This is a genomic window from Pseudomonas sp. Pc102, from assembly GCF_018408275.1.
Classification (GTDB): Bacteria; Pseudomonadota; Gammaproteobacteria; order Pseudomonadales; family Pseudomonadaceae; genus Metapseudomonas; species Metapseudomonas tohonis.
On the sequence record NZ_AP021905.1, the window covers coordinates 1530266 to 1554507 of the forward strand.

Consider the following 24242-nt stretch of genomic DNA (forward strand, 5'->3'; position numbering starts at 1 on the left):
GCGATCGCGAATGAATCCGCTCCCACAAAAGGGCGGCGGCGCTGTGCGCCGCTTGGCGACTGAAGTCGCCCCCACACAACGGCACAACGCTTCACACAGGAGCTGATCGATGCGTAGGGTGGAGGTCGCTTTCTACCTCCACCAAGCGGAGCCAGGAGCTGCGCGTCGTCACGCCGGGAACGATCCAGCATGTCTCCACTCGCTCAACCCACCGCTTCGCTAGCTCTACCGAACGGTATGACCTCCCGTCGCTCCCGCCCGTTTCCAGCATTGCGACAGCGGTGGATTCGCATAACCTGCGCCGGTCCGCGGGCCCGTGGCCCGCACCGTTGCGCTTCCTGGGGGACCTCCATGCGTATGAACGTGCGTCGAATCCTCCTGGCCTGGATGCTGGGAATTGTCGTCGTCGGCCCGACCGTGGCCGCTGAAAACCCGTCCGCGAAACCGGTGATCGGTTCCGCCTCGCCGCAGGCCGTGACGGGCCGCCCGCTCAGCGTGCTGTTCGTGGGCAACAGCTACACCTTCTACAACGACCTGCCGCGCATGGTCCGGCAGATGTCGCTCGATGCCGCCCAGCCGCGCCCGCTGGACGTGCGCGACGTCACCTTCGGCGGCGCCAGCCTGGAGGCCCACTGGAACCGCGGCGTGGTGCAGCAGGTGCTGGCCAGCCAGCACTGGGACTACGTGGTGATCCAGGACTTCAGCACCATGCCGGTGGACAACCCCGAGAAGACCCGCACCTACGTGCGCCTGATGGCCGCCGAGGCACGCAAGGCCGGCGCCCAGCCGATCCTCTACCTGACCTGGGCACGCCAGGCGAACCCGGCCATGCAGGCGCAGCTCGATGCCGTCTACACCGGCCTGGCCAACGAGACCCACGCGCTGCTGGCCCCGGTCGGGCAGGCCTGGAAGCAGGCCCTGGCGGCCACCCCGCAACCGCACCTGTTCATCGAGGACGGCAGCCACCCGAGCTACAGCGGCAGCTACCTGACCGCCTCGGTGTTCTACGCGCTGATCTACGGCGTGCAGCCGCCGGCACCGTCCAGCGAGCAGGCCGCGCGCCTGGACCACGACAGCAGCAGCGCCCTGCAGGGCTTCGCCTGGAATTCCCTGCAGGCCCAGGACCTGGCCCTGCGCACCGTCCCGGCCGAGCTGCGCAGCCTGCCGGTCACCGCCACCCGCTGACCCGTTCCGCCCCGCGCCGCCGAGCCATCGGCGCGCGGGCGCTTCCCGGTGCGGTGCGGGGGCGGAATCTGCGACAATCGCGCCTTTGCCACGATTGCCCAGCGCCTGATGACCGACATCGCCTCCCTGCACAAGAACCTCGACCACGCCCTGATCGCCGACCGCCATCGCCTGCGCCGCCAGCTCCACGAGCTGCACAAGAAGCCGGACGAGGCGAAGCTCGCCCAGTGGCTGGAACGCTTCCAGGCTTCCTGCGCCAAGGTCGAGGCTCGTCGCGCCAGCGTGCCGCGCATGCGCTACGACGACGCCCTGCCCATCGCCGCCAAGCGCGACGAGATCAAGGCCGCCCTGGAGAAGCACCAGGTGCTGGTGATCGCCGGCGAGACCGGCTCGGGCAAGACCACCCAGCTGCCGAAGATCTGCCTGGAGATCGGCCGCGGCACCCACGGCCTGATCGGGCACACCCAGCCGCGCCGGCTGGCCGCGCGCAGCGTGGCGACCCGCGTGGCCGAGGAGATCGGCACGCCCCTGGGCGAACTGGTGGGCTACCAGGTGCGCTTCGAGGACCAGTCCAACGAGCGCAGCCTGATCAAGCTGATGACCGACGGCATCCTCCTGGCCGAGACCCAGCACGACCGCCTGCTCGAGCGCTACGACACGATCATCGTCGACGAGGCCCACGAGCGCAGCCTGAACATCGACTTCCTCCTGGGCTACCTGAAGACCCTGCTGCCGCGCCGCCCGGACCTGAAGCTGATCATCACCTCGGCGACCATCGACCTGGAGCGCTTTTCCAAGCACTTCGGCGATGCGCCCATCGTCGAAGTCTCCGGCCGCACCTACCCGGTGGACACCTGGTACCGGCCCCTGGCCGCCGAGGTGGACGAGAACGGCGAGCCGCTGTTCGACGACCTGTCGGTGGACCAGGGCATCCTCCGCGCCCTGGACGAGATCGCCGACCACGAGCGCGCCGAAGGCAAGCGCCCGGGCGACGTGCTGGTGTTCCTCCCCGGCGAGCGCGAGATCCGCGACGCCGCCGAGGTGCTGCGCAAGGCCAACCTGCGCCACACCGAGGTGCTGCCGCTGTATGCACGGCTGACCCCGGCCGAGCAGCAGAAGATCTTCGCGCCCATGGCGGGCCGCAAGATCGTGCTCGCCACCAACGTCGCCGAAACCTCGCTGACGGTGCCCGGCATCCGCTACGTGATCGACAGCGGCACCGCTCGCATCAGCCGCTACAGCTACCGCGCCAAGGTCCAGCGCCTGCCCATCGAGGCCGTGTCCCAGGCCAGCGCCAACCAGCGCAAGGGCCGCTGCGGCCGGGTCGAGCCGGGCATCTGCGTGCGCCTGTACAGCGAGGAGGACTTCCTCGGCCGCCCCGAGTTCACCGACCCGGAGATCCTGCGCACCAACCTGGCGGCGGTGATCCTGCAGATGCTCCACCTGCGCCTGGGCGACATCGCCGACTTCCCCTTCATCGAACCGCCCGACGGCAAGGCGGTGAGCGACGGCTTCACCCTGCTGCAGGAACTCTCGGCAGTGAACCGCGAGGGCCAGCTCACGCCCCTGGGCCGCCAGCTGGCACGCCTGCCGGTGGACCCGCGCCTGGGCCGCATGCTGCTGGAGGCCGCCCACCAGGGCAGCCTCGACGAGGTGCTGCTGATCACCAGCGCGCTCTCGGTGCAGGACCCGCGCGAACGGCCGATGGATCGCCAGCAGGCCGCCGACCAGGCCCACGCGCAATGGAAGGACGCCGATTCCGACTTCGCCGCGCTGGTCAACCTCTGGCGCGGCTTCGAGGAGCAGCGCCAGGCGCTGGGCTCCAACGCCCTGCGCACCTGGTGCCGGAAGAACTTCCTCAACTACATGCGCCTGCGCGAGTGGCGCGATGCCCACCGCCAGCTGACGCTGATCTGCCGTGAACTCAAGCTGACCCTCAACAAGGAGCCGGCGGACTACCCGCGCGTGCACAAGGCGCTGCTCTCCGGCCTGCTCAGCCAGATCGGCCAGAAGAGCGAGGACGGCGACTACCTCGGCGCCCGCCAGCGGCGTTTCTGGATCCACCCCTCCACCGTGATCGCCAAGAAGCGCCCGCAGTGGATCATGGCCGCCGAGCTGGTGGAGACCACCAAGCTGTTCGCGCGCATGGTCGCCAAGATCGACCCCGACTGGCTGGAACCCCTGGCCGGCCACCTGGTGAAGAAGAACCACCTGGAGCCGCACTGGGAGAAGCGCCGTGGCCAGGTCGTGGCCTACGAGCAGGTCACCCTCTACGGGCTGATCGTGGTCGGCCGTCGCCCGGTGCACTACGGCCCCATCGACCCGCCGGTGGCGCGCGAGCTGTTCATCCGCGAGGGCCTGGTGCGGGGCGAGATCCACAGCCGCGCCAAGTGCCTGGCCGCCAACCGCCAGTTGCTGGAACGGCTCGACGAGCTGGAGGCCAAGGCCCGCCGCCGCGACATCCTCGCCGACGAGGAAACCCTCTTTGGCTACTACGCCGCGCGCCTGCCCGAGGACATCTACCAGACCGCCAGCTTCGAGAAGTGGTACGAGCGCGAGCGGGCGAAGAACCCCGAGCTGCTGATCATGCGCGAGGAGGACGTGCTGGCCCGCGAAGCCAGCGAAGTCACGGCCGCGCAGTACCCGGACACCCTGCGCATCGGCGAGCTGCAACTGCCGCTGGACTACCACTTCGAACCCGGCCACCCGCGTGACGGCGTGACCCTGCGGGTGCCCGCGCCCCTGCTGCCGCAGCTGCCCGCCGAGCGCCTCGACTGGCTGGTGCCCGGCCTGCTGGAAGCCAAGTGCGTGGCCCTGGTGCGCAACCTGCCCAAGGCCATCCGCAAGAACTTCGTGCCGGTGCCGGATTTCGTGAAGGCCGCGCTGGCCAAGCTGGCCTTCGCCCAGGGCTCGCTGCCCGAGGCGCTGGGCCGCGAACTGCAGCGCATGACCGGCGCCCGCGTGCCCGAGGAGGCCTGGGCGGAAGCCGCCGGCCTGCTGGAGCACCACCTGAAGATGAACATCGAGGTGGTGGACGCGCGCGGCAAGTTCCTCGGCGAAGGCCGCGACCTGGCCGAGCTGACCGCGCGCTTCGCCGAGGCCAGCCAGGCCGCCCTGGCCATTCCGCAGAAGCAGGGCGAGCAGCGCCCGGTGGAAGCCAAGGGCTTCGCCCAGGTGGCGGAGAAGACCCAGCAGAAGGTCGCCGGCCTTTCGATGACCGTCTACCCGGCGCTGGTGGAGGAGGGCGGCAGCGTCAAGGAAAGCCGCTTCCCCACCCAGGCCGAGGCCGACTGGCAGCACCGCCGCGCCCTGCAGCGCCTACTGCTGCAACAACTGGCCGAGCCGGCCAAGTACCTGCGCGGCAAGCTGCCGGGCCTGACCGAGCTGGGCCTGCTGTACCGTGACATGGGCCGGGTCGACGCGCTGGTGGAGGACATCCTCCTGGCCAGCCTCGACAGCTGCATCCTCGACGGCGAAGTCAGCCTGCCCCGCGACGGCGCGGCCCTGGCCTCGCTGGCGGAGAAGAAGCGCGGTGCCTGGGCCGAGCACGCCGAACGCCTGGCCCGCCTGACCCTGGACATCCTCAAGCTCTGGCATGGCCTGCAGAAGCGCTTCAAGGGCCGCATCGACCTGGCCCAGGCGGTGGCGCTCAACGACATCAAGGCGCAGCTGGGCAACCTGGTGTACCCCGGTTTCGTCCGCGAGACCCCGGCCGAGTGGCTGAAGGAAGTGCCGCGCTACCTCAAGGCCATCGAGCAGCGCTTCGACAAGATCGGCGCCCAGCTGCAGCGCGACCGCGTCTGGTCCGGCGAGCTGGCCGGCTACTGGGAGCAGTACCAGGCGCGCCTGGCCAAGCATGCCCAGGAAGGCAAGCGCGACCCCGAGCTGGTGCTGTACCGCTGGATGCTGGAGGAGTACCGCGTGTCCCTCTTCGCCCAGCAGCTGGGGACGAAGATGCCGGTCTCCGACAAGCGTCTCAACAAGCAGTGGACCCAGGTGGAGGGTTGATCCGTGAGTGATGTGCTGTTCGAAATCCGCCCCATGAGCCCCGAGCTGTACCGCGAGAAGACCCGGCGCATCGCCATCGGCATCGCCGTGCTGTTCATCGCCCTGGCCATGCTGTTCGCCACCGCCAGCGTGCAGCTGTTCGGCACCCCCGGTGGCGACAACTTCCGCTGGAACCTGGCCGGCGTGCTGGCCGGGCTGGCGGTGACGGTGGCCCTGGTGCGCCTGCAGTTCTGGCCGCGCCCGTTCATGGCGCCGGCGGTCTATGGCTGGGGGCTCAAGCGCAGCCTGATGCGCGTCACCAACCTGATGCACCGGGTCAAGGCCGGCGTCGCCGTGAACGACCCGGCGGCGATGAAGCTGCTGCGCTTCTACCACCTGGGCGTGACCCAGATGCACCAGCTGGACGGCAACACCTCCGACCTCAGCCAGATGGTCCGCGAGATCGATGCGCACCGCGAGGCCATGCTGGCCCTGGGGCTCGACCCGGAGCAGGGGCGCCTGGAGCGCGACTGGCTGGACGCGGTCAAGCGCTTCGGCTGAACCCGGCCGCATCGGACAAGGACGACCCCATGCCTTCCACCCTCGAACTCGTCGCCGACCTGGTGAACCTGATCGCCGTGCTGCTGGCGGCGCGCAACAGCGTGCACACCTGGTCCAGCGGCATCCTCGGCTGCGTGCTGTTCGGCTGGTTGTTCTTCGAGTCCCAGCTGTATGCCGACGTCACCCTGCAGGGCTTCTTCATCGTCACCAGCGCCCTGGGCTGGTGGGCCTGGTTGCGTGGCAACGCCGGCACCCAGCTGCCGGTGAGCCGCACCGCGCCAGGCACGCTGGCGTGGATGGCGGCCCTGGCGGTGGTGGTGGCGCTGGCCTACGGGGCGCTGCTGCACCACTTCACCGACGCCTACGCACCGCTGGTGGACTCCCTGGTGCTGACCTTCAGCGTGCTGGCGCAACTGTTGCTGATGCGCCGGCGCCTGGAGAACTGGTACGCCTGGCTGCTGGTGAACACCCTGGCGGTGCCGCTCTACGCCTCCCGCGAGCTGTACCTCACCGCCGGGCTCTACACGCTGTTCTGGTGCAACGCCTGGTACGGCCTGTACCGCTGGCGCCGTGAGCTGCGCGAGGCCGCCGCACCGGTGGCCGGACAGGAGCCGGCCTGAGATGAGCGCGGCCTTTCGCACCGGCCTGGTGGTGGGCAAGTTCTCGCCGCTGCACCTGGGCCATGAGCGGCTGATCCGCGCGGCCCAGGGGCAATGCGAGCGGCTGTTGCTGCTTTGCTGGTCCCTGCCCGAGCTGCCGGGTTGCGAGGCCGGGCGCCGTGAGCGCTGGCTGCGCCTGCGCTTTCCGGAATTGCAGGCCGAGGTAGTCACCCCGGCCCGCATCCGGGCCTGGCGGGAGGAGGGCAAGCGCCTGCCCGACCTGCCCCACAACGACGCCCCCGAGTTCGCGCCGCGCCAGTTCGTCGCCGAGTTCTGCCAGGCGGTGTTCGGCACCACGGTGGACGCGGTGTTCACCAGCGAGGGCTATGGCGAGGGGTTCGCCGCGCACCTGGCGGGTGTCTTCGGGCACCCGGTGCGGCACGTCTGCGTCGACCCGCAGCGCCTCGCCGTGCCCGTCTCCGGCACCCGCCTGCGGGCCGACCCGCACGGGTTGCGGGACTTCCTCGCGCCGGAGGTGCACGCCGATTTCGTCGAACGCATCGTCCTGCTCGGTGGCGAATCCACCGGCAAGAGCAGCCTCGCCATCGCCCTGGCCGCCGCGCTCGACGCGCCTTGCGTTGCCGAATTCGGCCGCGAGCACTGGGTGGCGAAGGACGGCCAGCTGGAGTTCGATGACCTGCTGCACATCGGCCGCAACCAGGTGGCGCGGGAAGACCGGGCGGCGCTCACGGCCGGGCGCTACCTGGTCTGCGACACCTCGGCGCTGACCACGCTGTTCTACAGCCAGGCGATGTTCGGCCGCGCCGAGGCCGAGCTGGCCACCCTGGCCGAACGCCCCTACGCGCACACCTTCCTCTGCGCCGACGACTTCCCCTTCGTGCAGGACGGCACCCGCCAGGACGAAACCTTCCGCCGTCGCCAGCAGGCCTGGTACCGCGCCGAACTGCAACGCCGCGGCTGGCCCTTCCAGGTACTCACCGGCCCGCTGGAGGCGCGGGTGGAGCAGGTGCTGGATGCCCTGCACGGTGGCTCCCCTGGCTGAAGCCCGGGCTACGGGGCGGCTGCTCCTGTGGGAGCGGATTCATCCGCGATTGATGCCACTCCGATGGCCTACGGCGCGGAGCCGAGCCCTGTATCGTTGGGTTTCGTCCCTCTACCCAACCTACGGTGACTGCCAATGATCAAGAACGGCATGCGTCCCATCCATCCCGGTGAAATCCTCCGTGAGGAATTCCTCGTGCCGCTGGACATGAGCGTCAACGCGCTGGCCGGTGCCTTGCGCGTTCCGGCCACCCGCCTGCACGAGCTCGTCAAGGAGCGTCGCGCCATTTCCGCCGATACCGCGCTGCGGCTGGCCCGCTACTTCGGTGGCGAGGCGCAGTCCTGGCTCAACCTGCAGGCTGCCTATGACTTGCGGGTCGCCGAGCTGGACCACGGTGCGGAAATCGAGGCCGATGTGTCCCCTCGCGTCGCCTGACTCGTGGGTGGGTTTGTCTACAGGGAAAACCGTCACCGATTCGACAGGGTGCCTTTCCGCTCCCAGGTGGAGTGAATGCTGGCGAGCAAGGGACGGATGGCTTTGGCGCCCCGAAATCCGCGCTGCTATGTTCAATCCGCTGTCCCTGCCGTCTTTCCTTCGGCGACCGTCAATGGAGTGACCCATGAAACTGGCCGAGATTCATGACGACGTGTTCATGTGCAACATCATGGTGTTCGCCGGGCATGGCGGGTTCTGCCGGGTCTACCGTAATCGCCCGAGGATGATCACGGTGCCGTCGAACACCACTATCACCTTCTGGTGCCCTGACCAGAGCGGCCAATTTTCCAGCCTGAGCACGCTGGACAATGACATCGGCAAGCTCATCGACGTGACCAATGGGCTGTCGGAGATGTGCAAGACGATGCGTGCTAGCAATGATCGTCTGCCCGTCACCTATGAAGCCGGTGATCAGATCAAGAACTACGTGCTGATGTCGCCACAGAGTCTGCAGCTAGGTGAGGCCCGCTCCCTGTCAAGGTTGGTGACGGTGCAGCAGAGCGGCATCGGTTCGACCAAGGGCGTGTTCCTGGAGGACCTCCTGTATGAATTCAGCGGCAGGAACTGCCATTGGGCGGCATGTCGCGAAGTGATCAATCTGAGCGACGTCATTATGGAGGGCGGGGAGCTGGTCAGAAACTGACGGGCTCCACAGAGAAAGGCCGCCGCTGGAGTGATCCGGCGGCGGCCTTTTTCGTTGGGCTGGCTCAGGCCATTGCCAGGCGGGCGTCGCGGCGTTTTTCCAGGCGCAGGGCGAAGAAGGCGACCGCAAGGGCGAGGATCGGCAGGCTGGCGGCGGCCCAGGGCAGGGCGGTGAGGCCGGGGCCAGTGCGCGGCCCCATGGGCGGGTGCGCATCAGCTGCAACGTGCCCATCGGCCGGCAGTACCTGATCCCGGTGCTGCCGGAGTTCCTCGCCCTGTAACCGGAGGTGACCCTCGACATCAGCCTCACCGACGCGGTGGTGGACCTGCTGGAGACCCGCGCCGACGTGGCGATCTGCGGCGGCCAGGGCGGGCACCTGCCGACACGGGTGCGGGTGTTGCTGGACTTTCTGGCCGAGCGGATGCGCCTTCCCTAGAGAGGCTTCTCCGCCCAGGTGGCGAGGAAGGTCGGCAGGTACCTGTCGATCACGAAGCGCGGGTTCGGCTGGGCGTCTTCGTGGAAGCCGCGCAGCACGAAGCCGGCTTCCAGCTGCCCGCCGATCTGCTGCGCCAGGCTGTGGCCGAACACCAGGGCCTCGCCGCGTTCGCGCTTGGCCGCCAGCTCCTCTGGACCCAGGTCGTCGAGGTCGGAATAGGGCAGGGTGAAGCGCGGCTTGATCAGGCCCTGCTCGGCATGGTGCGGATCGCGGTCGGCGACGAACACCACCGGGTTGTAGAAGCTCGACAGCAACCGGCCGCCGGGGCGCAGGACGCGGAAGCACTCGCGCCAGACGGGGCGGATATCCGGCACGTAGAGGTTGGAGATGGGGTGGAACACGCAGTCGAAACGCGCATCGGCCAGGGCCGAGAGGTCGCGCATGTCGCCTTGCAGGGTTTCCAGCTGCAGGCCGTCTCGCCCGGCCACCTCGCGGTCGCGGGCGAGCTGCTCGGCGGAGGCATCCAGCACCAGCACCTCGGCACCGGCGGCGGCCAGTACCGGGGCCTGCTGGCCGCCACCGGAAGCCAGGCAGAGGATGCGCAGCCCGCGCACCTGGGGGAGCCAGCCGGCGGGCAGCGGGCCGGGCGTGAGGCGCACCTGCCAGTCGCCCGCGCGGGCGGCGGCGATGGTGGCGGCGTCCACGGGGCGCGACCATTCGCAGTGTTGCCGGGCCTGGCGGTCCCAGGCGGCGCTGTTGTGTCGGAGGATGTCCAGGGGCGGCGGCTTGCCGGTCATGCTGCGTTCCTTGCGAGGGGGAGTGGTGGGCGCAAGGGTGCCGCGCCCGGCATCGTTTTGGAACCGGATCGTTTGCCGGGGGTTCAACCCGGCGGCGGCGGGCGTTAAGGTGCGCGGTCAGCAAACGGCAAATGGAGCGCCACGATGAGCCTTCACGGCACTTACGATCCGCAGAACGTCTTCGCCCAGATCATTCGTGGCGAGGCCCCGTGCTACAAGCTCTACGAGGACGACGACGTGCTCGCCTTCCTCGATATCTTCCCGCAGTCCTACGGCCACACCCTGGTGATCCCCAAGCGCTCGGCGGCGCGCAACATCCTCGATATCGACCCCGATGCGCTGGCCAAGGTCATGGCCGTGGTGCAGCGCCTGGCGCGCGTGCTGGTGGAGGAGCTGGAGCCGGCCGGCGTGCAGGTGGCGCAGTTCAACGGGGCCCCGGCGGGGCAGACGGTGTTCCATATCCACATGCACATCGTCCCCCGCTTCGAGGGCGAGGCCCTGGGCATCCACGCCAGCAAGAAGGCCGATCCGGCGGAGCTGGAAGCGCTGCAGGCGCGTCTGCTCAAGCGCCTCTGACGCCCGTCGCAGGTCGCGGGCGGCCGGCGGAGAAAGCGGCCGTTCGCGTCCTGTGGGCGGTCGATTTGGCCTTTTTAGCCGCATATAAGCCGATTTTCCCACTCGTCCACCTGTGTCCTGGGTGCCGCGTCGAGCATCTATAACCACAATGGACGGAGGCGTTTGTAGGATAAGTCCTACCTGCTCGACGCATTCAGCCCCGCCGGGCGAGCTTCCGGGCACTCGTGCCTGCGCTGGCCGATGGTCCGACGCAGCGGCGCGGGTACCCCGGAAGGGCCCGCGCTGTGGCAGAATTCGCGCCTTGCGCGCGGGGCCGTTGCTATCCTGCGACGAGCCGTGAGAAGGCCCTCGCGCCTGCCGCCGTGCCCCCTGGGCGCCCCGATACAACAAGGATTCGCTGTTCCGTCCCGCGTAGCGGGATGAGCCTTTTTCCAATGCTGGCCGAGCCTTCGTCCAGTGACCAACTGCCCAACCGGCTGTGCCGCGCCACAGCCCAGTACCGAGAGGATCGACCGTGCACAAAGTCGTGATCAGTGGCACCGGCCTTTACACCCCGTCCCAGAGCATCTCCAACGAAGAACTGGTGGCTTCCTTCAACGCCTATGTCCAGGCCTTCAACGCCGAGAACGCCGCCGCCATCGAGCGTGGCGAGGTCGAGGCGCTGAGCGAATCCAGCGTCGCCTTCATCGAGAAGGCCTCGGGGATCCAGAGCCGCTTCGTGATGGACAAGGACGGCATCCTCGACCCGCAACGCATGGTTCCGCGCATTCCCGAGCGCTCCAACGAAGAATGGGGCGTGCTTTGCGAGATGGCCGTCGGAGCCGCCAAGCAGGCCCTGGAGCGTGCCGGCCGCACCGCCGCCGATATCGATGGCGTGATCGTCGCCTGCTCCAACCTGCAACGTGCCTACCCGGCGGTGGCCATCGAGGTCCAGGCCGCCCTGGGCATCCAGGGCTTCGGCTACGACATGAACGTCGCCTGCTCCTCGGCCACCTTCGGCATCCAGGCGGCGACCACCGCCGTACAGACCGGCCAGGCGCGCGCCATCCTCATGGTCAACCCGGAAATCTGCACCGGCCACCTGAACTTCCGCGACCGCGACAGCCACTTCATCTTCGGCGACGCGGCCACTGCGGTGATCATCGAGCGTGCCGACCAGGCCACCTCGAAGTACCAGTTCGACATCGTCGGCACCAAGCTGCTGACCCAGTTCTCCAACAACATCCGCAACAACTTCGGCTTCCTCAACCGCGCGGCGGAAGAGGGCATCGGTGCCCGCGACAAGCTGTTCGTGCAGGAAGGCCGCAAGGTGTTCCGCGACGTCTGCCCCATGGTCGCCGAGCTGATCGCCGCGCACCTGCAGGAGAACGCGCTGGAGGTCACCGACGTGAAGCGCTTCTGGCTGCACCAGGCCAACCTCAACATGAACCTGCTGATCGCCCGCAAGCTGCTGGGTCGCGACGCCGAGGCCCACGAGGCGCCGGTGATCCTCGACACCTACGCCAACACCAGCTCCGCCGGTTCGGTGATCGCGTTCCACAAGTACCAGGACGACCTGCCCAGCGGTGCCCTGGGCGTGCTCAGCTCCTTCGGTGCCGGTTACTCCATCGGCAGTGTGATCCTGCGCAAGCGTTGATGGCCGCTCCCGCGGACGACGAACTGCTGCCGCGCCTCAGGGCGGGGCAGCAGCAGGCGTTCCGCGAACTCATCGATACCTACCAGGGCGCCATGCGCGCCGTGGCCTTCGCCATCGTCGGCGGCCGGCATGCCGAGGAGGTGGTGCAGGATGCCTGGCTCGCCGTGGTGCGCAGCCTGGACAGCTTCCAGCAGCGCTCCAGCCTGAAGACCTGGCTGCTGACCATCGTCGCCAACACCGCCCGTACCCGGCTCAAGCAGAGCCGCCGCGAAGTCCTGCTCGACGACCTGCCCGCGCCCCACGGCACCCTGGACGACACGCGCTTCGCCGCCGACGGCCACTGGCTGGCCGCCCCCTCCGCCTGGCACGAGGACTCTCCCGAGGCCCTGCTCGCCGAGGAGGAGCTGCGCCAGTGCCTGGAGAAGACCCTGCTGAGCCTTTCCGACCTGCAGCGCAGCGTGCTGCTGCTGCGCGAGCGCCAGGGCCTGGAGTTGCAGGAGATCTGTAACCTGCTGGAGGTTTCGCTCTCCAATGTCCGGGTGCTGCTGCATCGTGGGCGCCTCAAGCTGTTCGCCACCCTGGAACACTTCGAGGAGACGGGCCAATGCTGAACTGCCGCGAGCTGGTCGCCCGATCCAGCGACTACATCGATGGCCAGCTAGGCGTCGTGCAGCGCCTGGGCGTGCGCCAGCACCTGCTGATCTGCCCCCATTGCCGGCGCTTCCTCGCCCAGTTGAACCTCACCCGAGCAGTGTTCAGGCAATTGTCCGAACCGGCTCCCGACGGTGATGAAAACCTGGCAGAACGGCTCGCCAGGGCACGCCACGAATCCCCCTGAAGCCGGTCATCGCGCCGTAACATGTTCGTCGTGTTGTCATATCCGGTTGCATGCCACGCTGCGACAGCTTGCCGCTTCGCTTGGCTGTAAAGCCCGGCCTAGAGCGGTTTCTCCCATATTCCCAATGGCGATGAAAAAGTTCCTCTGTCATAAAACATTTATCTAAAAGCAACTGAGCTGAAATAACCCCCCGCCAACATTCCCCCCAGCACGAACGAGCCCAACGCTCGGGTGTTTTCCAGCACTAAAGACCAACAGGGGAATCTTCGATGATCCGTAAGCACTTCGCCGGTTTTGCCGCCAGCGCCATGGCCCTGGCCATTTCCGCCCAGGCTTTCGCTGGTACCGTCACCACCGACGGCACCGACATCGTTATCAAGACCAAGGGCGGCCTTGAAGTCGCTACCACCGACAAGTCCTTCGCCTTCAAGCTGGGCGGCCGCCTGCAAGCCGACTACGGTCGCTTCGATGGCCTGTACACCCGCAATGGCGACACCGGTGACGCTGCCTACTTCCGCCGCGCCTACCTGGAACTCTCCGGCATCGCCTACACCGACTGGGCCTACGCCGTTGCCTATGACTTCTCCGAGAACTCCGGCAACAGCAGCGGTGCTGCCAACAGCGGTAACTTCGACGAAGCCTCCATCAGCTACACCGGCTTCAACCCGATCACCATCCGCGTCGGTCGTTTCGACCCCGACTTCGGCCTGGAAAAAGCCACCAGCTCCAAGTGGGTGACCGCTCTCGAGCGTAACGCCATGAACGAAGTGATCGACTGGGCCAACACCCACCAGGACGGCCTCGGCGTTCAGGTCCAGGCGCTGATCAGCAACTACGCCTACGTTTCCACCAGCCTGACCAGCAAGGATGCCAACGACGACGAAGGCGACAGCGTCAAGCAGTTCAACGCCCGTGGCGTGTTCGCACCGATGGCCGAAGCCGGCAACGTGCTGCACTTCGGTGTGAACTTCGCCCAGCGCAAACTGGACGACGTGGCCGGTGCCGACGTTCGCTACCGCTCCCGTCTGGGCATGCGTGGCGTGGACACCAACGGTGGTAACGCTTCCGGCAACCTGGGCAACCGCGCCGTGCTGGCCGGCACCAACTCCGCCACGTCCTTCTGGGACGACGACACCGCCTTCGGCCTGGAAGCCGCTTTCGCCTCTGGCCCGTTCTCCATCCAGGGTGAGTGGATGAAGCGCGAGACCGACTCCGCTGGCGCCCAGTCCGACCTGGAAGCCGATGGTTTCTACGTCCAGGCCGCCTACACCCTGACCGGTGAAGCGCGTGGCTACAAAATGGGCAAGTTCGACGCCATCAAGCCTGCCAACAAGCAGACCGGCGCCTGGGAAATCTACTACCGCTACGACAGCATCTCGGCTGACAACGACGTTGCCGTCCTGGCTGCTGCCAACCAGACCTTCCTGCGTGATGCCGAAGACACCGAAGCCAAGGTCCACAACATCGGTGTGAACTGGTACGCCAACGAAGCGGTGAAGATCAGCGGCATGTACACCAAGGCCAAGACCGACCACTTCACCAACCGTGTGGGTGATGACAGCGGCGACGGCTTCGTGGTGCGCGCCCAGTACGTGTTCTAAGCAATACCGTTCATCCGCTCCTTCTTGAGCCCCGCTTCGGCGGGGCTTTTTTATGGGCGCGCCTTTCGCGATGTCCGGGAGGGGGCAAGGGGTCGTAGGTTGGGTAGAGGCGCGAAACCCAACGATGCGAGGTCCAGCCACGCTCCGTTGGGCCTCGCTGCGCTCGGCGCCAACCTACGGCACAGCCTTCTGGGCTCATCGTCGATGAATTCTCTGCGACAGGCTTTTTTTCGCCGGCGCCGCAGGCCAGACTGGTCGCCATGCCGATCCAGACCCTTTCCCGCCTTTCCGAAGTCGACGCCGCCAGTTGGGATGCCCTGCTGAAGGACGACCAGCCCTTCCTGCGTCATGCCTTCCTTTCCACCCTGGAGGACAGCGGCAGCATCGGCGGGCGCAGCGGCTGGTGGCCGGCCCATCGCCTTTTGCGTGGCGCGGGTGGCGAGTTGCTCGCGGCGATGCCGGCCTACGTGAAGGCGCATTCCTATGGCGAGTACGTGTTCGACTGGGGCTGGGCCGATGCCTGCCAGCGCGCCGGCATCCCCTACTACCCCAAGCTGCTGGCCGCCGTGCCCTTCTCGCCGGTGGGGGGCGCGCGCCTGCTGGGCCATGACCAGGCTGCGGCGGCGCTGATCGACGAGCTGGTCCCCGAGCTGGAGGCGGCGGGGCTGTCCGGGTTGCACGTCAACTTCACCGACGCCTTCGCCGATGCCCGCCTGCAGGGCCGCGAGCACTGGCTGGAGCGCCTGGGCTGCCAGTACCACTGGCACAACCGGGGCTATCGGGACTTCCAGGACTTCCTCGACACCTTTTCCTCGCGCAAGCGCAAGCAGGTGCGCAAGGAGCGCGAGCAGGTGGCGGGGCAGGGCATCGGCTTCGAGTGGCACGAAGGGGGCGCAATGAGCGAGGCGGACTGGGACTTCGTCTACGCCTGCTACGCCAACACCTATGAGGTGCGCGGCCAGGCGCCCTACCTGACGCGGGCGTTCTTCAGCCTGCTGGCCGAACGCATGCCCCAGGCCATTCGCGTGGTGCTGGCCAGGCAAGGCGCGCGGCCGGTGGCGATGGCTTTCTCACTGGTGGATTCGGGGGCGCTCTACGGGCGCTACTGGGGTTGCCTGGCGGAGTTCGACCGCCTGCATTTCGAGACCTGTTTCTACCAGGGCATCGACATGGCCATCGCTGGCGCGCTGCCCCTCTTCGACGCCGGTGCCCAGGGCGAGCACAAGCTGATCCGGGGGTTCGAACCGGTGATCACCCGCTCCTGGCATTACCTCGTCCACCCCGGCCTGCGCGAGGCGGTGGCGGACTTCCTGGAGCAGGAGCGCCCCGCGATCCTCGGTTATGCCGAAGAAGCGCGGGGCCTGCTGCCGTATCGCAAGTCGGGGGAATGAGCCCCCGTCTGCCGGTGGCGATCAGCTGTTGCTGACGCTGCCACCCCATTCCAGGAACTTCATCTTGTGCACTTCGCCCTTGCTGTCCTCGTAGACCAGCACCACGGGCACGACGCCGGACTTGCTGGTGTTGTCGGTGCGGTAGATGACCTTCTGCACGTCCACGTTCATGCCGTAGTGGTATTCGACGGCGGTAAGGTCGGCGCCCGGCTCGCGGCTTTCGGCGGCGAATACGGCGGGGGCCAGGCTGGAGAGGACGGCGGTGACGGCGGCTGCGATTTTCATGCTGATCTTTCCTCGATGGGCGGTTGGAAAGCCTCAACTGAAACCCGGTGCGCGATGGCTTCCTGCTACGGGTTTGGGTTGCTGCTTTGTACGGGGCCTATATGACCACCGCCGCTTTCATCGCGGAAATTGATGGTTGTTGTAGTCGAGATCATCGCTATCGATAGAGAGGTTTGTCGATGCGAAACCCACAGCGAGCTGCGGTTGGGACCGACATCGGAGCCTTGTTCATCACCGCTGGTGGATGGGTGAAGCGGCATCCACCCTGCGTGTGCGCCGCCTCGGGGTCGCCCGTGACGTAGGGTGGAGGTCGCTCTTTACCTCCACCGTGCGGAGGTCGGGCCTGGGCTCGGGCTGCGATCAGTCCACCCCGACGAAGCCGCCGGTCTGGTGGTGCCAGAGGCGGGCGTAGAGGCCGCGCTGGGCGAGGAGTTCGGCGTGGCTGCCGCTTTCCACCACGCGGCCCTGGTCGAGCACCACCAGGCGGTCCATGCGGGCGATGGTGGAGAGGCGGTGGGCGATGGCGATCACCGTCTTGCCCTGCATGAGGGTCTCCAGGCTTTCCTGGATCGCCGCTTCCACTTCCGAGTCCAGTGCCGAGGTGGCTTCGTCGAGGATCAGGATCGGCGCGTCCTTGAGCAGCACCCGGGCGATGGCGATGCGCTGGCGCTGGCCGCCGGAAAGCTTGACGCCGCGCTCGCCGACATGGGCGTCGAAGCCGGTGCGGCCCTGGGCGTCGGAGAGGTAGGGGATGAACTCCGCCGCGCGGGCCTTGCGTACCGCCTCCCAGAGCTCCTCGTCAGTGGCGCCGGGCCTGCCGTAGAGCAGGTTGTCGCGGATCGAGCGGTGCAGCAGCGAGGTGTCCTGGGTGACCATGCCGATCTGCTCGCGCAGGCTTTCCTGGGTGATGTGGGCGATGTCCTGGCCATCCACCAGGATGCGCCCGCTGTCCAGGTCGTAGAGGCGCAGCAGCAGGTTGACCAGGGTGGACTTGCCGGCGCCCGAGGGGCCGACCAGGCCGATCTTCTCGCCGGGGCGGACCTCAAGGTCGAGCCCCTCGAACACCGTGCGGCCCTTGCCGTAATGGAAACCGATGCGCTCGAAGCGCACTTCGCCGCGCGGCACCTGCAGCGGCTTGGCGTCGTCCTGGTCCTGGACGGCGCGCGGCTGGGAGATGGTCTGCATGCCGTCCTGCACCTGGCCGATGTTCTCGAAGATGCCGCTGACCACCCACATGATCCAGCCGGACATGTTGTTGATGCGGATGACCAGGCTGGTGGCCAGGGCGATGGCGCCGACGGTGATGATGTCCTGGGTCCAGAGCCACAGGGCGAAGCCGGTGGTGCCGACGATCAGCACGCTGGAGAGGGTGGTGATGACCACGTCCATGCCGGTGACCATGCGGTTGGTCTGCTGCACGCGGTGCACCTGCTCGCTGAGGGCCTCGCGCGCGTACTGCTCCTCCAGGCTGGTGTGGGCGAACAGCTTGAGGGTGGTGATGTTGGTGTAGCCGTCGACGATGCGCCCCATCAGCCGCGAGCGCGAATCCGAGGCGGCCACCGAGCGCAGCTTGACCCGTGGCACGAAGTACCAGAGCGCGGCGATGTAGCCGGCGATCCACAGCAGCAGCGGGATCATCAGCCGCCAGTCGGCCTCGGCGAACAGCACCAGGGCGCTGACGGCGTAGATCAGCACGTGCCAGATGGCGTCCACCGCCTGCACGGCCGAGTCGCGCAGGGAGTTGCTGGTCTGCATGATGCGCTGGGCGATGCGCCCGGCGAAGTCGTTCTGGTAGAAGGCCAGGCTCTGCTTGAGCACGTAGCGGTGGTTCTGCCAGCGGATCAGGTTGGTCAGGCTGGGGTTGATGCTCTGGTGCACCAGCAGGTCGTGCAGGCCGTTGAAGATCGGCCGCAGGATCAGCGCCACCACCAGCATCCAGATGAGTTCGGTCGAGTGGTCGGCGAAGAAGGTATCGGCCGCGCTGTGCTGGGCCAGGTCGATGATGCGGCCGAGGAAGCTGTAGAGGGCGACGTCGATCAGGGCGACGACCAGGCCCACCAGCAGGAGGATCGCGAACACCCCCCAGACCTGGCGCAGGTAATGGAGATAGAACTGCACGACGCCACGTGGCGGCATGCTGTCGGGAGCGGGTTTGAAGGTGTCGATCAGGTGTTCGAAGCGGCGAAACATCCTTCGGGTCCTTGTCGCGGGGAGCGGCCCGCCAGGCTGGCGGGCCGCCTTGGTTCAGAGCCGCTTGGCGGAGAGGATCACCACCGGTTGCAGCGGAACGTTCTGGTGCATGCCACGGTTGCCGGTGGGCACGTTGGCGATCTGGTCGACCACCTCGAGGCCGCGCACCACCTTGCCGAACACGGCGTAGCCGAAGCCGCGGGCGCCGTGGTCCAGGGCCGGATTGTCGCGGTGGTTGATGAAGAACTGGCTGGTGGCCGAGTCGGTGGCCTGGGTGCGTGCCATGGCGATGGTGCCGCGCACGTTGTGCAGGCCGTTGTCGGCTTCGTTCTTGATCGATGCGCGGGTCTTCTTCTCGTTCATGGACGCGTCCATGCCGCCGCCCTGGATCATGAAGCCGGGGATCACGCGGTGGAACACGGTGCCGTCATAGAAGCCGGCGTCCACGTAGTCGAGGAAGTTCTTCACGGTGATCGGCGCCTTGGCGTCGTCGAGTTCCAGCTCGATCTCGCCGGCCGAGGTGTTGATCAGCACGTGGGGCTTGTCGGCGGCCATGAGGTTGGCGGTGAACAGCAGGGCGCAGGCCGCGAGGGCGATTTTCTTCAGCATTGTCATCGTTCCTTGTTGGCCTCGACTTCTTCGAGGAAGCCGAGGAGGGTGGCGTTGAAGCGTTGTGGTTGGTCCAGCGGTGTGGCGTGGCGGGAGTCTTCGATGACCACCAGGCGCGCGTCGGGCATTTCCCTGACATAGGCCTCCTTCTGCGCGACCGGGGTGTAGTCGCGGTCGGCCGTGATCACCAGCGTAGGACAGGTGATGCGGCCGAGGCGTTCCCGTACGCCCCAGCCGATGATGGCGTCGAGGGAGGCGAGGTAGGCACGCTTGTCGTTCTGCGGCCAGCGCTCTTCCACCTTGCGCCGCAGCTCGGCCTGTTCAGGGCGGGGGAACAGCAGGCGGGCCAGGGCCTTGGCGATGGTGTCCAGGCTCATCAGGCGCGAGAGGGTCCAGCGCCGGGCGATTTCCCAGTAGTCGCGCGGGGTCTTAGGCTTCACCTCGGGCCCGCTGTTGACGATGGTCAGGCTCCTGAGCAGTTCGGGGCGGTCGACGCCGAGCTGGAAGCCGATCATGCCGCCCATGCTGATGCCCACCAGGTGCACGGGTGGCAGTTGCAGGTGTTCGATCAGGGCGGCGACGTCATCGGCGAAGTCCGCGATGGCGTAGGGGCCCCCGGGCTTGTCGGAGCGGCCGTGGCCGCGCACGTCGAGGGCGATCACCCGGTAGCGGGCGGCGAGCACCGGCACCTGGTATTCCCAGTCGCGGGTGCTGGAGCCGAGGCCGTGCACCAGCAGCAGGGGCGCGCCCTGGCCGTATTCCTCGTAGTGCAGCTGGCAGCCGTCGTTGTCGAACCAGGGCATGGGCGTCTCTCCCTCAGGCGTTGGGCAGGGGGGCGGCGAAGGGCGCGTTGAGCGGCGCCGAGTCGAAGGTCTTGATCAGCTCGACGAGGATCTGCGAGGCCGGGCCGAGCGCCTTCTCCTTGTTGGCGTAGAGGAAGAAGCCGGGGTGCCGGGTGCCGCCCTGGTCCATGGGCAGCGGCTTGAGCAGGCCTTCCTTGAGTTCGCGCTCGATGATGTGGCGTGGCAGCCAGGCGAAGCCCAGGCCGTTGCTGACGAAGTTGGCGGCGGTGGCCAGGCTGCCCACCGTCCAGCGTTGCTCGGCGCCGAGCCAGCCGACATCGCGCGGCTGGGTGCGGCCGGAGTCGCGGATCACCACCTGCAGCTGGGTTTCCAGGTCCTGGAAGGTGACGTCGCGCTGCAGGCGGTGCAGCGGGTGGTCGGGGTGGGCGACGGCGACGAACTCGACGTTGCACAGCTCGGTGCCCAGGTAGCCGGGGATGTTGAGGCCGGTGATGGCGAGGTCGGCGGTGCCTTCGAGCAGCACTTCCTCGACGCCGGAAAGCACTTCCTCGCGCAGGCGCACGCGGCAGCCGCGGCTCTGCGGCATGAAGGCGGCCAGGGCGCGCAGCAGGCGCGCGGTGGGGTAGGCGGCATCCACCACCAGGCGCACCTCGGCTTCCCAGCCCTGTTCCATGTGGTGGGCGAGCTCCTCCAGCTGGCTGGCGGACTTGACCAGTTGCCGCGAGCGCCGCAGCAACACCTCGCCGGCCTCGGTGAGCACGGCCTTGCGTCCGTCGATGCGCAGCAGCGGTACGCCCAGTTGTTCCTGCATGCGGGCCACGGTGTAGCTGACCGATGACTGCGAACGGTGGGTGGCCTCCGCCGCCTGGGCGAAGCCGCCGTGGTCGACCACCGCCTGCAGGGTCCGCCACTGATCCAGGGTTACCCGGGGCGCTTTCATGCCTTGCTCCTTCTTCTTGTGTATCGGTCAGGAAACATGCGGCCGTGCCGATGACCTCGCCTGACGCTCTGTGTAAGCTGGCGGTCCCGCGCTGGAGACCTCCAATGAAAAGAACGCTCTGTGCCCTGCTGGCCTGCCTGCCCGTCGCCGCCTTCGCCTACCCCATCGAGGTGGAGAAGCAATACAACGGTAGCGAGATCACCTACACGACCGATGACATCGATCACAACATGGGTTCGATCAACGTCTACAACCTGGGCGAGGCCCGCGCCGAATGCACGGTGCGCTTCACCAACGGCCCGGAGACCCCGAAGATCCGTCGCGCGGTGATCGAGGGTGGCAAGAGCGTCTACCTCACCGCCAAGTTCAACCGCAGCATCATCCGTCTGCGCATTGGCCTCACCTGCAAGCCTGCCTAGGCGAAAACTCCTAAAAGGAAGTCAGCACAAGGCTCCAGCCTAGTGAGGGCTTCTTTATAAATCAATTTTGTCGATTGTTAGTAGCGGATTAATTCGCTTTTTTATCGAATTGTGTCTGGATAACCTGCGCTCCATCGAATCCCCACCCCTACAAATCGATGGAGCAGCAAACATGTCCAACGTCCTCGTGATCGAAAGCAGCGCCCGCCAGCAGGGTTCCATTTCCCGCGACCTGACCCAGGCGTTCCTCGCCCAGTGGAAGGCCGCCCATCCGGCTGACCGGATCACCGTCCGCGACCTGGCCGTGGAGCAGGTGCCGCACCTGGACGCCGACCTGCTCGGTGGCTGGATGAAGCCTGCCGACCAGCACAGCGAGACCGAGAAGGCCGCCTTGGAGCGCTCCAACCTGCTGACCGAGGAGCTGCTGGCCGCCGACGTGCTGGTGCTGGCCGCGCCCATGTACAACTTCGCCATCCCCAGCACCCTGAAGGCCTGGCTGGACCACGTGCTGCGTGCGGGGGTCACCTTCAAGTACACCGAGACCGGCCCCCAGGGCCTGCTCACCGGCAAGCGCGCCTATGTGCTGACCGCCCGTGGCGGCGTCTACGCCGGCGGCCCGTTCGATCACCAGGAGCCCTACCTGCGCCAGGCGCTGGGTTTCATCGGTATCCACGATGTGTCCTTCATCCATGCCGAGGGCATGAACATGGGCACCGAGTTCCAGGAAAAGGGCATCGCCCAGGCCAAGGCGCTGGTCGCCAAGGTCGCCTGAGGCTCCACCGTTTCACCCGCTCCTTTGTGCATATCCCTTGCCCGGCCCATGGCCGGGTTTTTTTATGGGCGCGCGAAAGACCCCTGCACGGTGGTGGCCCGGGCGTAGGGTGGAGGTCGCTTTTTACCTCCACCAAGCGGAGTTGAGACGAGAGCAGCAGCATGGGTTTCGCTTCGCTCGCGGAACGCCGCCCGACCCATCCTGCGGGCTGGATTGGGGAGGTTGCCGCTTTCAGGCCCATCGATGCCGGGTTGGTCCCAGCGGGCCCGCAGGCGGGTGGGTAAGCTTTCCCTGGTGGCGGCGAGCGGGTATTTTCGCCGGCTGCAATCAGAGGCCTGCCATGTCTTCGTTCATCTCTCCACGCGTTGCGGTGTGGCCATGAGGCTCTCCGGGCGCGGGGTCGCGCTGTCACTCACTGCATCGGTGCTGTTCGCCCTGATGCCCGGCTACGTGCGCGAGCTGGCACCGCTCGATGGCGTGCAGATCTTCGCCCAGCGGGTGCTCTGGTCGATTCCGGCGGTGCTGCTGCTGGTGGCGCTGATGGGGCAGTGGGCGGTGTTGCGCGAGGTGCTCGTGCGCCTGTGCCGGGAACCGCTGCTGCTGGCGGCCTTGCCGTTGGCCGCGCTGTTGATCGGGCTGCAGTGGGGCCTGTTCCTCTGGGCGCCGCTGCAGGGGCGGATGCTGGAGGTTTCCCTCGGTTATTTCCTGCTGCCGCTGGTGATGGTGCTCTGTGGGCGCCTTTTCTATAACGAGCGCTTGCGGCCGTTGCAGTTGCTGGCGGTGCTCTGTGCCATGGCCGGGGTGCTCCACGAGCTGTGGATGACCCGGGCGTTTTCCTGGCTGACCCTGGTCACCGCGCTGGGCTACCCGCCGTATTTCATGCTGCGCCGCTGGATGCGCCTGGACGCGCTGTCCGGCTTCATCCTGGAGATGGCGATGCTGGCACCGCTGGCGGCCTGGCTGATCATCGCCCACGGGCCGGAGGGCGCGTTCGTCCAGGCCCCGCAACTGTGGTGGCTGATTCCCGGGCTGGGCCTGCTGGGCACCCTGGCCTTCGCCGCGATGATGGCGTCCAGCCGGCTGCTGCCCTTGGGGCTGTTCGGCATCCTCAGCTACGTCGAGCCGGTGCTGCTGTTCGCCGTGGCGGTGGCGTTCCTGGGCGAGGCGTTCGACCCGGCGCAGTTCTGGACCTACCTGCCGATCTGGCTGGCGGTGCTGCTGATTGGCTGGGACAGCGCCCAGCTGCTGCGCAAGCAGGCGCGCCAGGAGCGGGCGAACCGGGCCCTCAGCTGAGGACGTTGGCGGCCTGGTGCTCGGCCAGCGCGGCCAGCACCTGGTCGCGCAGCAGGGGCGCAAGCTCGGCCGGCGGGGTCGCGCCCGGGGCCAGCCAGGCCAGTTCCTCCAGCTCTGCCGCCGCCTCCACCGGGTGCGGCAGGCGGGCGACGAAGATTTCCGCATCCACCCAGGTATCGGGCTCGTTGGCGGCCGGCGCGCGGAAGCGGCCGAGCGGCTGCAGCGCGCTGGCGTCCATCTGCAGGTCGAGTTCTTCGTGCAGTTCCCGTTGCAGGGCGGCGAGGGCGGACTCGCCCGCTTCGCGCTTGCCGCCGGGCAGCATGAAGGCGCGGGTGCCGCGCTTGCGGACCAGCAGCAGGCGGTGGGAGTCGTCGAGCAGGCAGGCGGCGGAGAGGATCAGGGTGGTCATGTGACGGGGGCTTCCGGCAGCAGTTTGTAGTGCAGCTGCACCACGCCGGTGCTGAAGCTGCGTTGTTCGTGGAGTTGCAGGCGGCGCTCAAGTCCGGTGGCGAACATCTGGATGCCGGCGCCGAGCAGGTGCGGGATGACGCTGACGATCAGTTCGTCGATCAGGCCCGCCGCATAGCAGGTGCCGGCCAGCGAACCGCCGCCCACCAGCCAGACGCGCTGGCAGCCGGCCTCGGCGAGGTCGGCCAGGGCTTCGGCCGGGGTGCTATGGGCGATCCGCACCTGCGGCGCTGCCGGCTCCAGCTCCGCGCGGGTCAGCACGGTACAGGGCTTGCCGGGGTAGGGCCAGGCCCCGCCCATGGCCAGCACCGTCTCGTAGGTGCCGCGTCCCATCAGCAGGCCGTCGACGCTGTCGTAGAAGGCGCCATAGCCGTGATCGTCGCCGGACTGTTCGACCGGTTGCAGCCAGTCGACGCTGCCGTCGGGGCGGGCGATGTAGCCGTCCAGGCTGGCGGCGACGTAGTAGATCAGCGATGCACTCATGCGGGGCTCCGACGGGTAGGCTGTGCCGGCGGTGAAATCCGTCGGGGACTGAAGCGTTTGGAGTGGAGCACGGCCCCTTGGGTTCAGCAATCGCCGCAACGTCGGGAAATTACCGCGAGGCGCACAGAATTCGGGCGTTCGGGCGCGACAACCGTTAACCTATGCAGCTGTT

26 protein-coding genes are annotated in these 24242 nt (G+C 67.5%); 17 read left to right on the forward strand and 9 right to left on the reverse strand.

From position 1 onward, the window contains the following. The first annotated feature begins 357 nt into the window (after positions 1–357). The 7 genes from PHLH3_RS07235 to PHLH3_RS07265 all read left to right on the forward strand — a co-directional run bounded on the left by PHLH3_RS07235 (position 358) and on the right by PHLH3_RS07265 (position 8533). A complete protein-coding gene (locus PHLH3_RS07235; protein ID WP_213628723.1) occupies positions 358–1185 on the forward strand; it encodes an SGNH/GDSL hydrolase family protein in 828 nt (275 codons plus the stop codon). A 108-nt stretch (positions 1186–1293) separates the two neighbouring features. Next, positions 1294–5193 carry an ATP-dependent RNA helicase HrpA gene (gene hrpA, locus PHLH3_RS07240; protein ID WP_213628724.1) on the forward strand — a complete coding sequence of 1300 codons (3900 nt, stop codon included), beginning with the start codon at positions 1294–1296 and terminating at the stop codon, positions 5191–5193. A 15-nt stretch (positions 5194–5208) separates the two neighbouring features. Further along, positions 5209–5733: a DUF3087 domain-containing protein gene (locus tag PHLH3_RS07245; RefSeq protein WP_074969123.1), complete on the forward strand. Its 525-nt coding sequence runs from the start codon at positions 5209–5211 to the stop codon at positions 5731–5733. 29 nt (positions 5734–5762) lie between these two features. After that, on the forward strand, positions 5763–6353 hold the full coding sequence (gene pnuC, locus PHLH3_RS07250) for a nicotinamide riboside transporter PnuC (protein ID WP_107328602.1): 591 nt from the start codon (positions 5763–5765) through the stop codon (positions 6351–6353). A gap of 1 nt (position 6354) precedes the next feature. Next, on the forward strand, positions 6355–7395 hold the full coding sequence (locus PHLH3_RS07255; protein WP_213628725.1) for an AAA family ATPase: 1041 nt from the start codon (positions 6355–6357) through the stop codon (positions 7393–7395). 135 nt (positions 7396–7530) lie between these two features. Continuing rightward, positions 7531–7830 carry a HigA family addiction module antitoxin gene (locus PHLH3_RS07260; protein WP_213628726.1) on the forward strand — a complete coding sequence of 100 codons (300 nt, stop codon included), beginning with the start codon at positions 7531–7533 and terminating at the stop codon, positions 7828–7830. A gap of 184 nt (positions 7831–8014) precedes the next feature. After that, complete coding sequence (locus PHLH3_RS07265; protein WP_111260623.1) at positions 8015–8533, forward strand: putative adhesin; 519 nt, start codon at positions 8015–8017, stop codon at positions 8531–8533. Positions 8534–8597: 64 nt separating this feature from the next. On the opposite strand, the gene PHLH3_RS30630 is transcribed toward PHLH3_RS07265, so the two are convergent. Then, positions 8598–8732, reverse strand: a complete 135-nt coding sequence (locus tag PHLH3_RS30630; RefSeq protein ID WP_280527453.1) for a hypothetical protein — start codon at positions 8730–8732, stop codon at positions 8598–8600. Between the two features lie 87 nt (positions 8733–8819). Between PHLH3_RS30630 and PHLH3_RS07270 the strand changes: the two genes are divergently transcribed. Next, a complete protein-coding gene (locus tag PHLH3_RS07270) occupies positions 8820–8969 on the forward strand; it encodes a hypothetical protein (protein WP_213628727.1) in 150 nt (49 codons plus the stop codon). Here the strand turns inward: PHLH3_RS07270 and PHLH3_RS07275 are convergent. Beyond that, positions 8966–9766, reverse strand: coding sequence for a class I SAM-dependent methyltransferase (locus PHLH3_RS07275; protein WP_213628728.1), 801 nt, complete (start codon positions 9764–9766; stop codon positions 8966–8968). The two genes, PHLH3_RS07270 and PHLH3_RS07275, sit on opposite strands and share 4 nt — an antisense overlap. Positions 9767–9910: 144 nt before the next feature. Here PHLH3_RS07275 and PHLH3_RS07280 point away from each other — a divergent pair, with 144 nt between their 5' ends. The 6 genes from PHLH3_RS07280 (at position 9911) to PHLH3_RS07305 (ending at position 15808) form a co-directional block, all read left to right on the forward strand. After that, complete coding sequence (locus tag PHLH3_RS07280; RefSeq protein ID WP_213628729.1) at positions 9911–10342, forward strand: HIT family protein; 432 nt, start codon at positions 9911–9913, stop codon at positions 10340–10342. Between the two features lie 514 nt (positions 10343–10856). Then, a complete protein-coding gene (locus tag PHLH3_RS07285; protein WP_213628730.1) occupies positions 10857–11978 on the forward strand; it encodes a beta-ketoacyl-ACP synthase III in 1122 nt (373 codons plus the stop codon). Further along, complete coding sequence (locus tag PHLH3_RS07290) at positions 11978–12589, forward strand: RNA polymerase sigma factor (protein WP_213628731.1); 612 nt, start codon at positions 11978–11980, stop codon at positions 12587–12589. Before PHLH3_RS07285 ends, PHLH3_RS07290 begins: the two co-directional genes overlap by 1 nt. Continuing rightward, positions 12583–12816 (forward strand): zf-HC2 domain-containing protein, encoded by a 234-nt coding sequence (locus PHLH3_RS07295; RefSeq protein WP_213628732.1) that lies wholly within the window; start codon positions 12583–12585, stop codon positions 12814–12816. Before PHLH3_RS07290 ends, PHLH3_RS07295 begins: the two co-directional genes overlap by 7 nt. Before the next feature lie 269 nt (positions 12817–13085). Next, a complete protein-coding gene (locus tag PHLH3_RS07300; RefSeq protein WP_021219276.1) occupies positions 13086–14417 on the forward strand; it encodes a porin in 1332 nt (443 codons plus the stop codon). Positions 14418–14677: 260 nt separating this feature from the next. After that, complete coding sequence (locus PHLH3_RS07305; RefSeq protein ID WP_213628733.1) at positions 14678–15808, forward strand: GNAT family N-acetyltransferase; 1131 nt, start codon at positions 14678–14680, stop codon at positions 15806–15808. A 21-nt stretch (positions 15809–15829) separates the two neighbouring features. Here the strand turns inward: PHLH3_RS07305 and PHLH3_RS07310 are convergent, their stop codons facing one another. From PHLH3_RS07310 to PHLH3_RS07330, 5 genes are all read right to left on the reverse strand, one after another. Then, positions 15830–16093, reverse strand: coding sequence for a DUF2790 domain-containing protein (locus PHLH3_RS07310; RefSeq protein WP_173176431.1), 264 nt, complete (start codon positions 16091–16093; stop codon positions 15830–15832). 360 nt (positions 16094–16453) lie between these two features. Continuing rightward, positions 16454–18283, reverse strand: coding sequence for an ABC transporter ATP-binding protein (locus tag PHLH3_RS07315; protein WP_213628734.1), 1830 nt, complete (start codon positions 18281–18283; stop codon positions 16454–16456). 54 nt (positions 18284–18337) lie between these two features. Next, on the reverse strand, positions 18338–18892 hold the full coding sequence (locus tag PHLH3_RS07320; RefSeq protein WP_173176436.1) for a peptidylprolyl isomerase: 555 nt from the start codon (positions 18890–18892) through the stop codon (positions 18338–18340). Positions 18893–18894: 2 nt separating this feature from the next. Beyond that, a complete protein-coding gene (locus PHLH3_RS07325; RefSeq protein WP_213628735.1) occupies positions 18895–19695 on the reverse strand; it encodes an alpha/beta hydrolase in 801 nt (266 codons plus the stop codon). A 13-nt stretch (positions 19696–19708) separates the two neighbouring features. After that, complete coding sequence (locus PHLH3_RS07330) at positions 19709–20635, reverse strand: LysR family transcriptional regulator (RefSeq protein ID WP_111260637.1); 927 nt, start codon at positions 20633–20635, stop codon at positions 19709–19711. A 104-nt stretch (positions 20636–20739) separates the two neighbouring features. On the opposite strand from PHLH3_RS07330, the gene PHLH3_RS07335 reads away from it, so the two are divergent. The 3 genes from PHLH3_RS07335 (at position 20740) to rarD (ending at position 23119) form a co-directional block, all read left to right on the forward strand. Beyond that, positions 20740–21054, forward strand: a complete 315-nt coding sequence (locus PHLH3_RS07335) for a 3-phosphoglycerate kinase (RefSeq protein WP_111260638.1) — start codon at positions 20740–20742, stop codon at positions 21052–21054. Between the two features lie 172 nt (positions 21055–21226). After that, the gene (locus tag PHLH3_RS07340; RefSeq protein ID WP_173176440.1) at positions 21227–21826 is read left to right on the forward strand and encodes an FMN-dependent NADH-azoreductase; all 600 of its coding nucleotides are present in this window, start codon (positions 21227–21229) and stop codon (positions 21824–21826) included. A 378-nt stretch (positions 21827–22204) separates the two neighbouring features. Next, on the forward strand, positions 22205–23119 hold the full coding sequence (gene rarD, locus PHLH3_RS07345; protein WP_213628736.1) for an EamA family transporter RarD: 915 nt from the start codon (positions 22205–22207) through the stop codon (positions 23117–23119). Here the strand turns inward: rarD and PHLH3_RS07350 are convergent. Together PHLH3_RS07350 and PHLH3_RS07355 are read right to left on the reverse strand one after the other, a co-directional pair. Further along, positions 23112–23528: an NUDIX domain-containing protein gene (locus PHLH3_RS07350; protein WP_213628737.1), complete on the reverse strand. Its 417-nt coding sequence runs from the start codon at positions 23526–23528 to the stop codon at positions 23112–23114. The two genes, rarD and PHLH3_RS07350, sit on opposite strands and share 8 nt — an antisense overlap. Beyond that, on the reverse strand, positions 23525–24070 hold the full coding sequence (locus tag PHLH3_RS07355) for a dihydrofolate reductase family protein (RefSeq protein WP_213628738.1): 546 nt from the start codon (positions 24068–24070) through the stop codon (positions 23525–23527). Before PHLH3_RS07355 ends, PHLH3_RS07350 begins: the two co-directional genes overlap by 4 nt. Between the last annotated feature and the right edge of the window lie 172 nt (positions 24071–24242).

Excerpts from the sequence above, each read along its gene's own strand:
- PHLH3_RS07260 (WP_213628726.1), top strand. The coding sequence starts at position 7,531 with ATGATCAAGAACGGCATGCGTCCCATCCATCCCGGTGAAATCCTCCGT.
- PHLH3_RS07290 (WP_213628731.1), top strand. The coding sequence starts at position 11,978 with ATGGCCGCTCCCGCGGACGACGAACTGCTGCCGCGCCTCAGGGCGGGG.
- PHLH3_RS30630 (WP_280527453.1), bottom strand. The coding sequence starts at position 8,732 with ATGGGGCCGCGCACTGGCCCCGGCCTCACCGCCCTGCCCTGGGCCGCC.
- PHLH3_RS07340 (WP_173176440.1), top strand. The coding sequence starts at position 21,227 with ATGTCCAACGTCCTCGTGATCGAAAGCAGCGCCCGCCAGCAGGGTTCC.
- PHLH3_RS07320 (WP_173176436.1), bottom strand. The coding sequence starts at position 18,892 with ATGCTGAAGAAAATCGCCCTCGCGGCCTGCGCCCTGCTGTTCACCGCC.
- PHLH3_RS07350 (WP_213628737.1), bottom strand. The coding sequence starts at position 23,528 with ATGACCACCCTGATCCTCTCCGCCGCCTGCCTGCTCGACGACTCCCAC.
- PHLH3_RS07355 (WP_213628738.1), bottom strand. The coding sequence starts at position 24,070 with ATGAGTGCATCGCTGATCTACTACGTCGCCGCCAGCCTGGACGGCTAC.
- PHLH3_RS07295 (WP_213628732.1), top strand. The coding sequence starts at position 12,583 with ATGCTGAACTGCCGCGAGCTGGTCGCCCGATCCAGCGACTACATCGAT.
- PHLH3_RS07265 (WP_111260623.1), top strand. The coding sequence starts at position 8,015 with ATGAAACTGGCCGAGATTCATGACGACGTGTTCATGTGCAACATCATG.
- PHLH3_RS07235 (WP_213628723.1), top strand. The coding sequence starts at position 358 with ATGAACGTGCGTCGAATCCTCCTGGCCTGGATGCTGGGAATTGTCGTC.
- PHLH3_RS07325 (WP_213628735.1), bottom strand. The coding sequence starts at position 19,695 with ATGCCCTGGTTCGACAACGACGGCTGCCAGCTGCACTACGAGGAATAC.
- PHLH3_RS07305 (WP_213628733.1), top strand. The coding sequence starts at position 14,678 with ATGCCGATCCAGACCCTTTCCCGCCTTTCCGAAGTCGACGCCGCCAGT.
- PHLH3_RS07275 (WP_213628728.1), bottom strand. The coding sequence starts at position 9,766 with ATGACCGGCAAGCCGCCGCCCCTGGACATCCTCCGACACAACAGCGCC.
- PHLH3_RS07330 (WP_111260637.1), bottom strand. The coding sequence starts at position 20,635 with ATGAAAGCGCCCCGGGTAACCCTGGATCAGTGGCGGACCCTGCAGGCG.
- PHLH3_RS07280 (WP_213628729.1), top strand. The coding sequence starts at position 9,911 with ATGAGCCTTCACGGCACTTACGATCCGCAGAACGTCTTCGCCCAGATC.
- PHLH3_RS07300 (WP_021219276.1), top strand. The coding sequence starts at position 13,086 with ATGATCCGTAAGCACTTCGCCGGTTTTGCCGCCAGCGCCATGGCCCTG.
- PHLH3_RS07315 (WP_213628734.1), bottom strand. The coding sequence starts at position 18,283 with ATGTTTCGCCGCTTCGAACACCTGATCGACACCTTCAAACCCGCTCCC.
- PHLH3_RS07310 (WP_173176431.1), bottom strand. The coding sequence starts at position 16,093 with ATGAAAATCGCAGCCGCCGTCACCGCCGTCCTCTCCAGCCTGGCCCCC.
- rarD (WP_213628736.1), top strand. The coding sequence starts at position 22,205 with ATGAGGCTCTCCGGGCGCGGGGTCGCGCTGTCACTCACTGCATCGGTG.
- PHLH3_RS07335 (WP_111260638.1), top strand. The coding sequence starts at position 20,740 with ATGAAAAGAACGCTCTGTGCCCTGCTGGCCTGCCTGCCCGTCGCCGCC.
- PHLH3_RS07255 (WP_213628725.1), top strand. The coding sequence starts at position 6,355 with ATGAGCGCGGCCTTTCGCACCGGCCTGGTGGTGGGCAAGTTCTCGCCG.
- pnuC (WP_107328602.1), top strand. The coding sequence starts at position 5,763 with ATGCCTTCCACCCTCGAACTCGTCGCCGACCTGGTGAACCTGATCGCC.
- hrpA (WP_213628724.1), top strand. The coding sequence starts at position 1,294 with ATGACCGACATCGCCTCCCTGCACAAGAACCTCGACCACGCCCTGATC.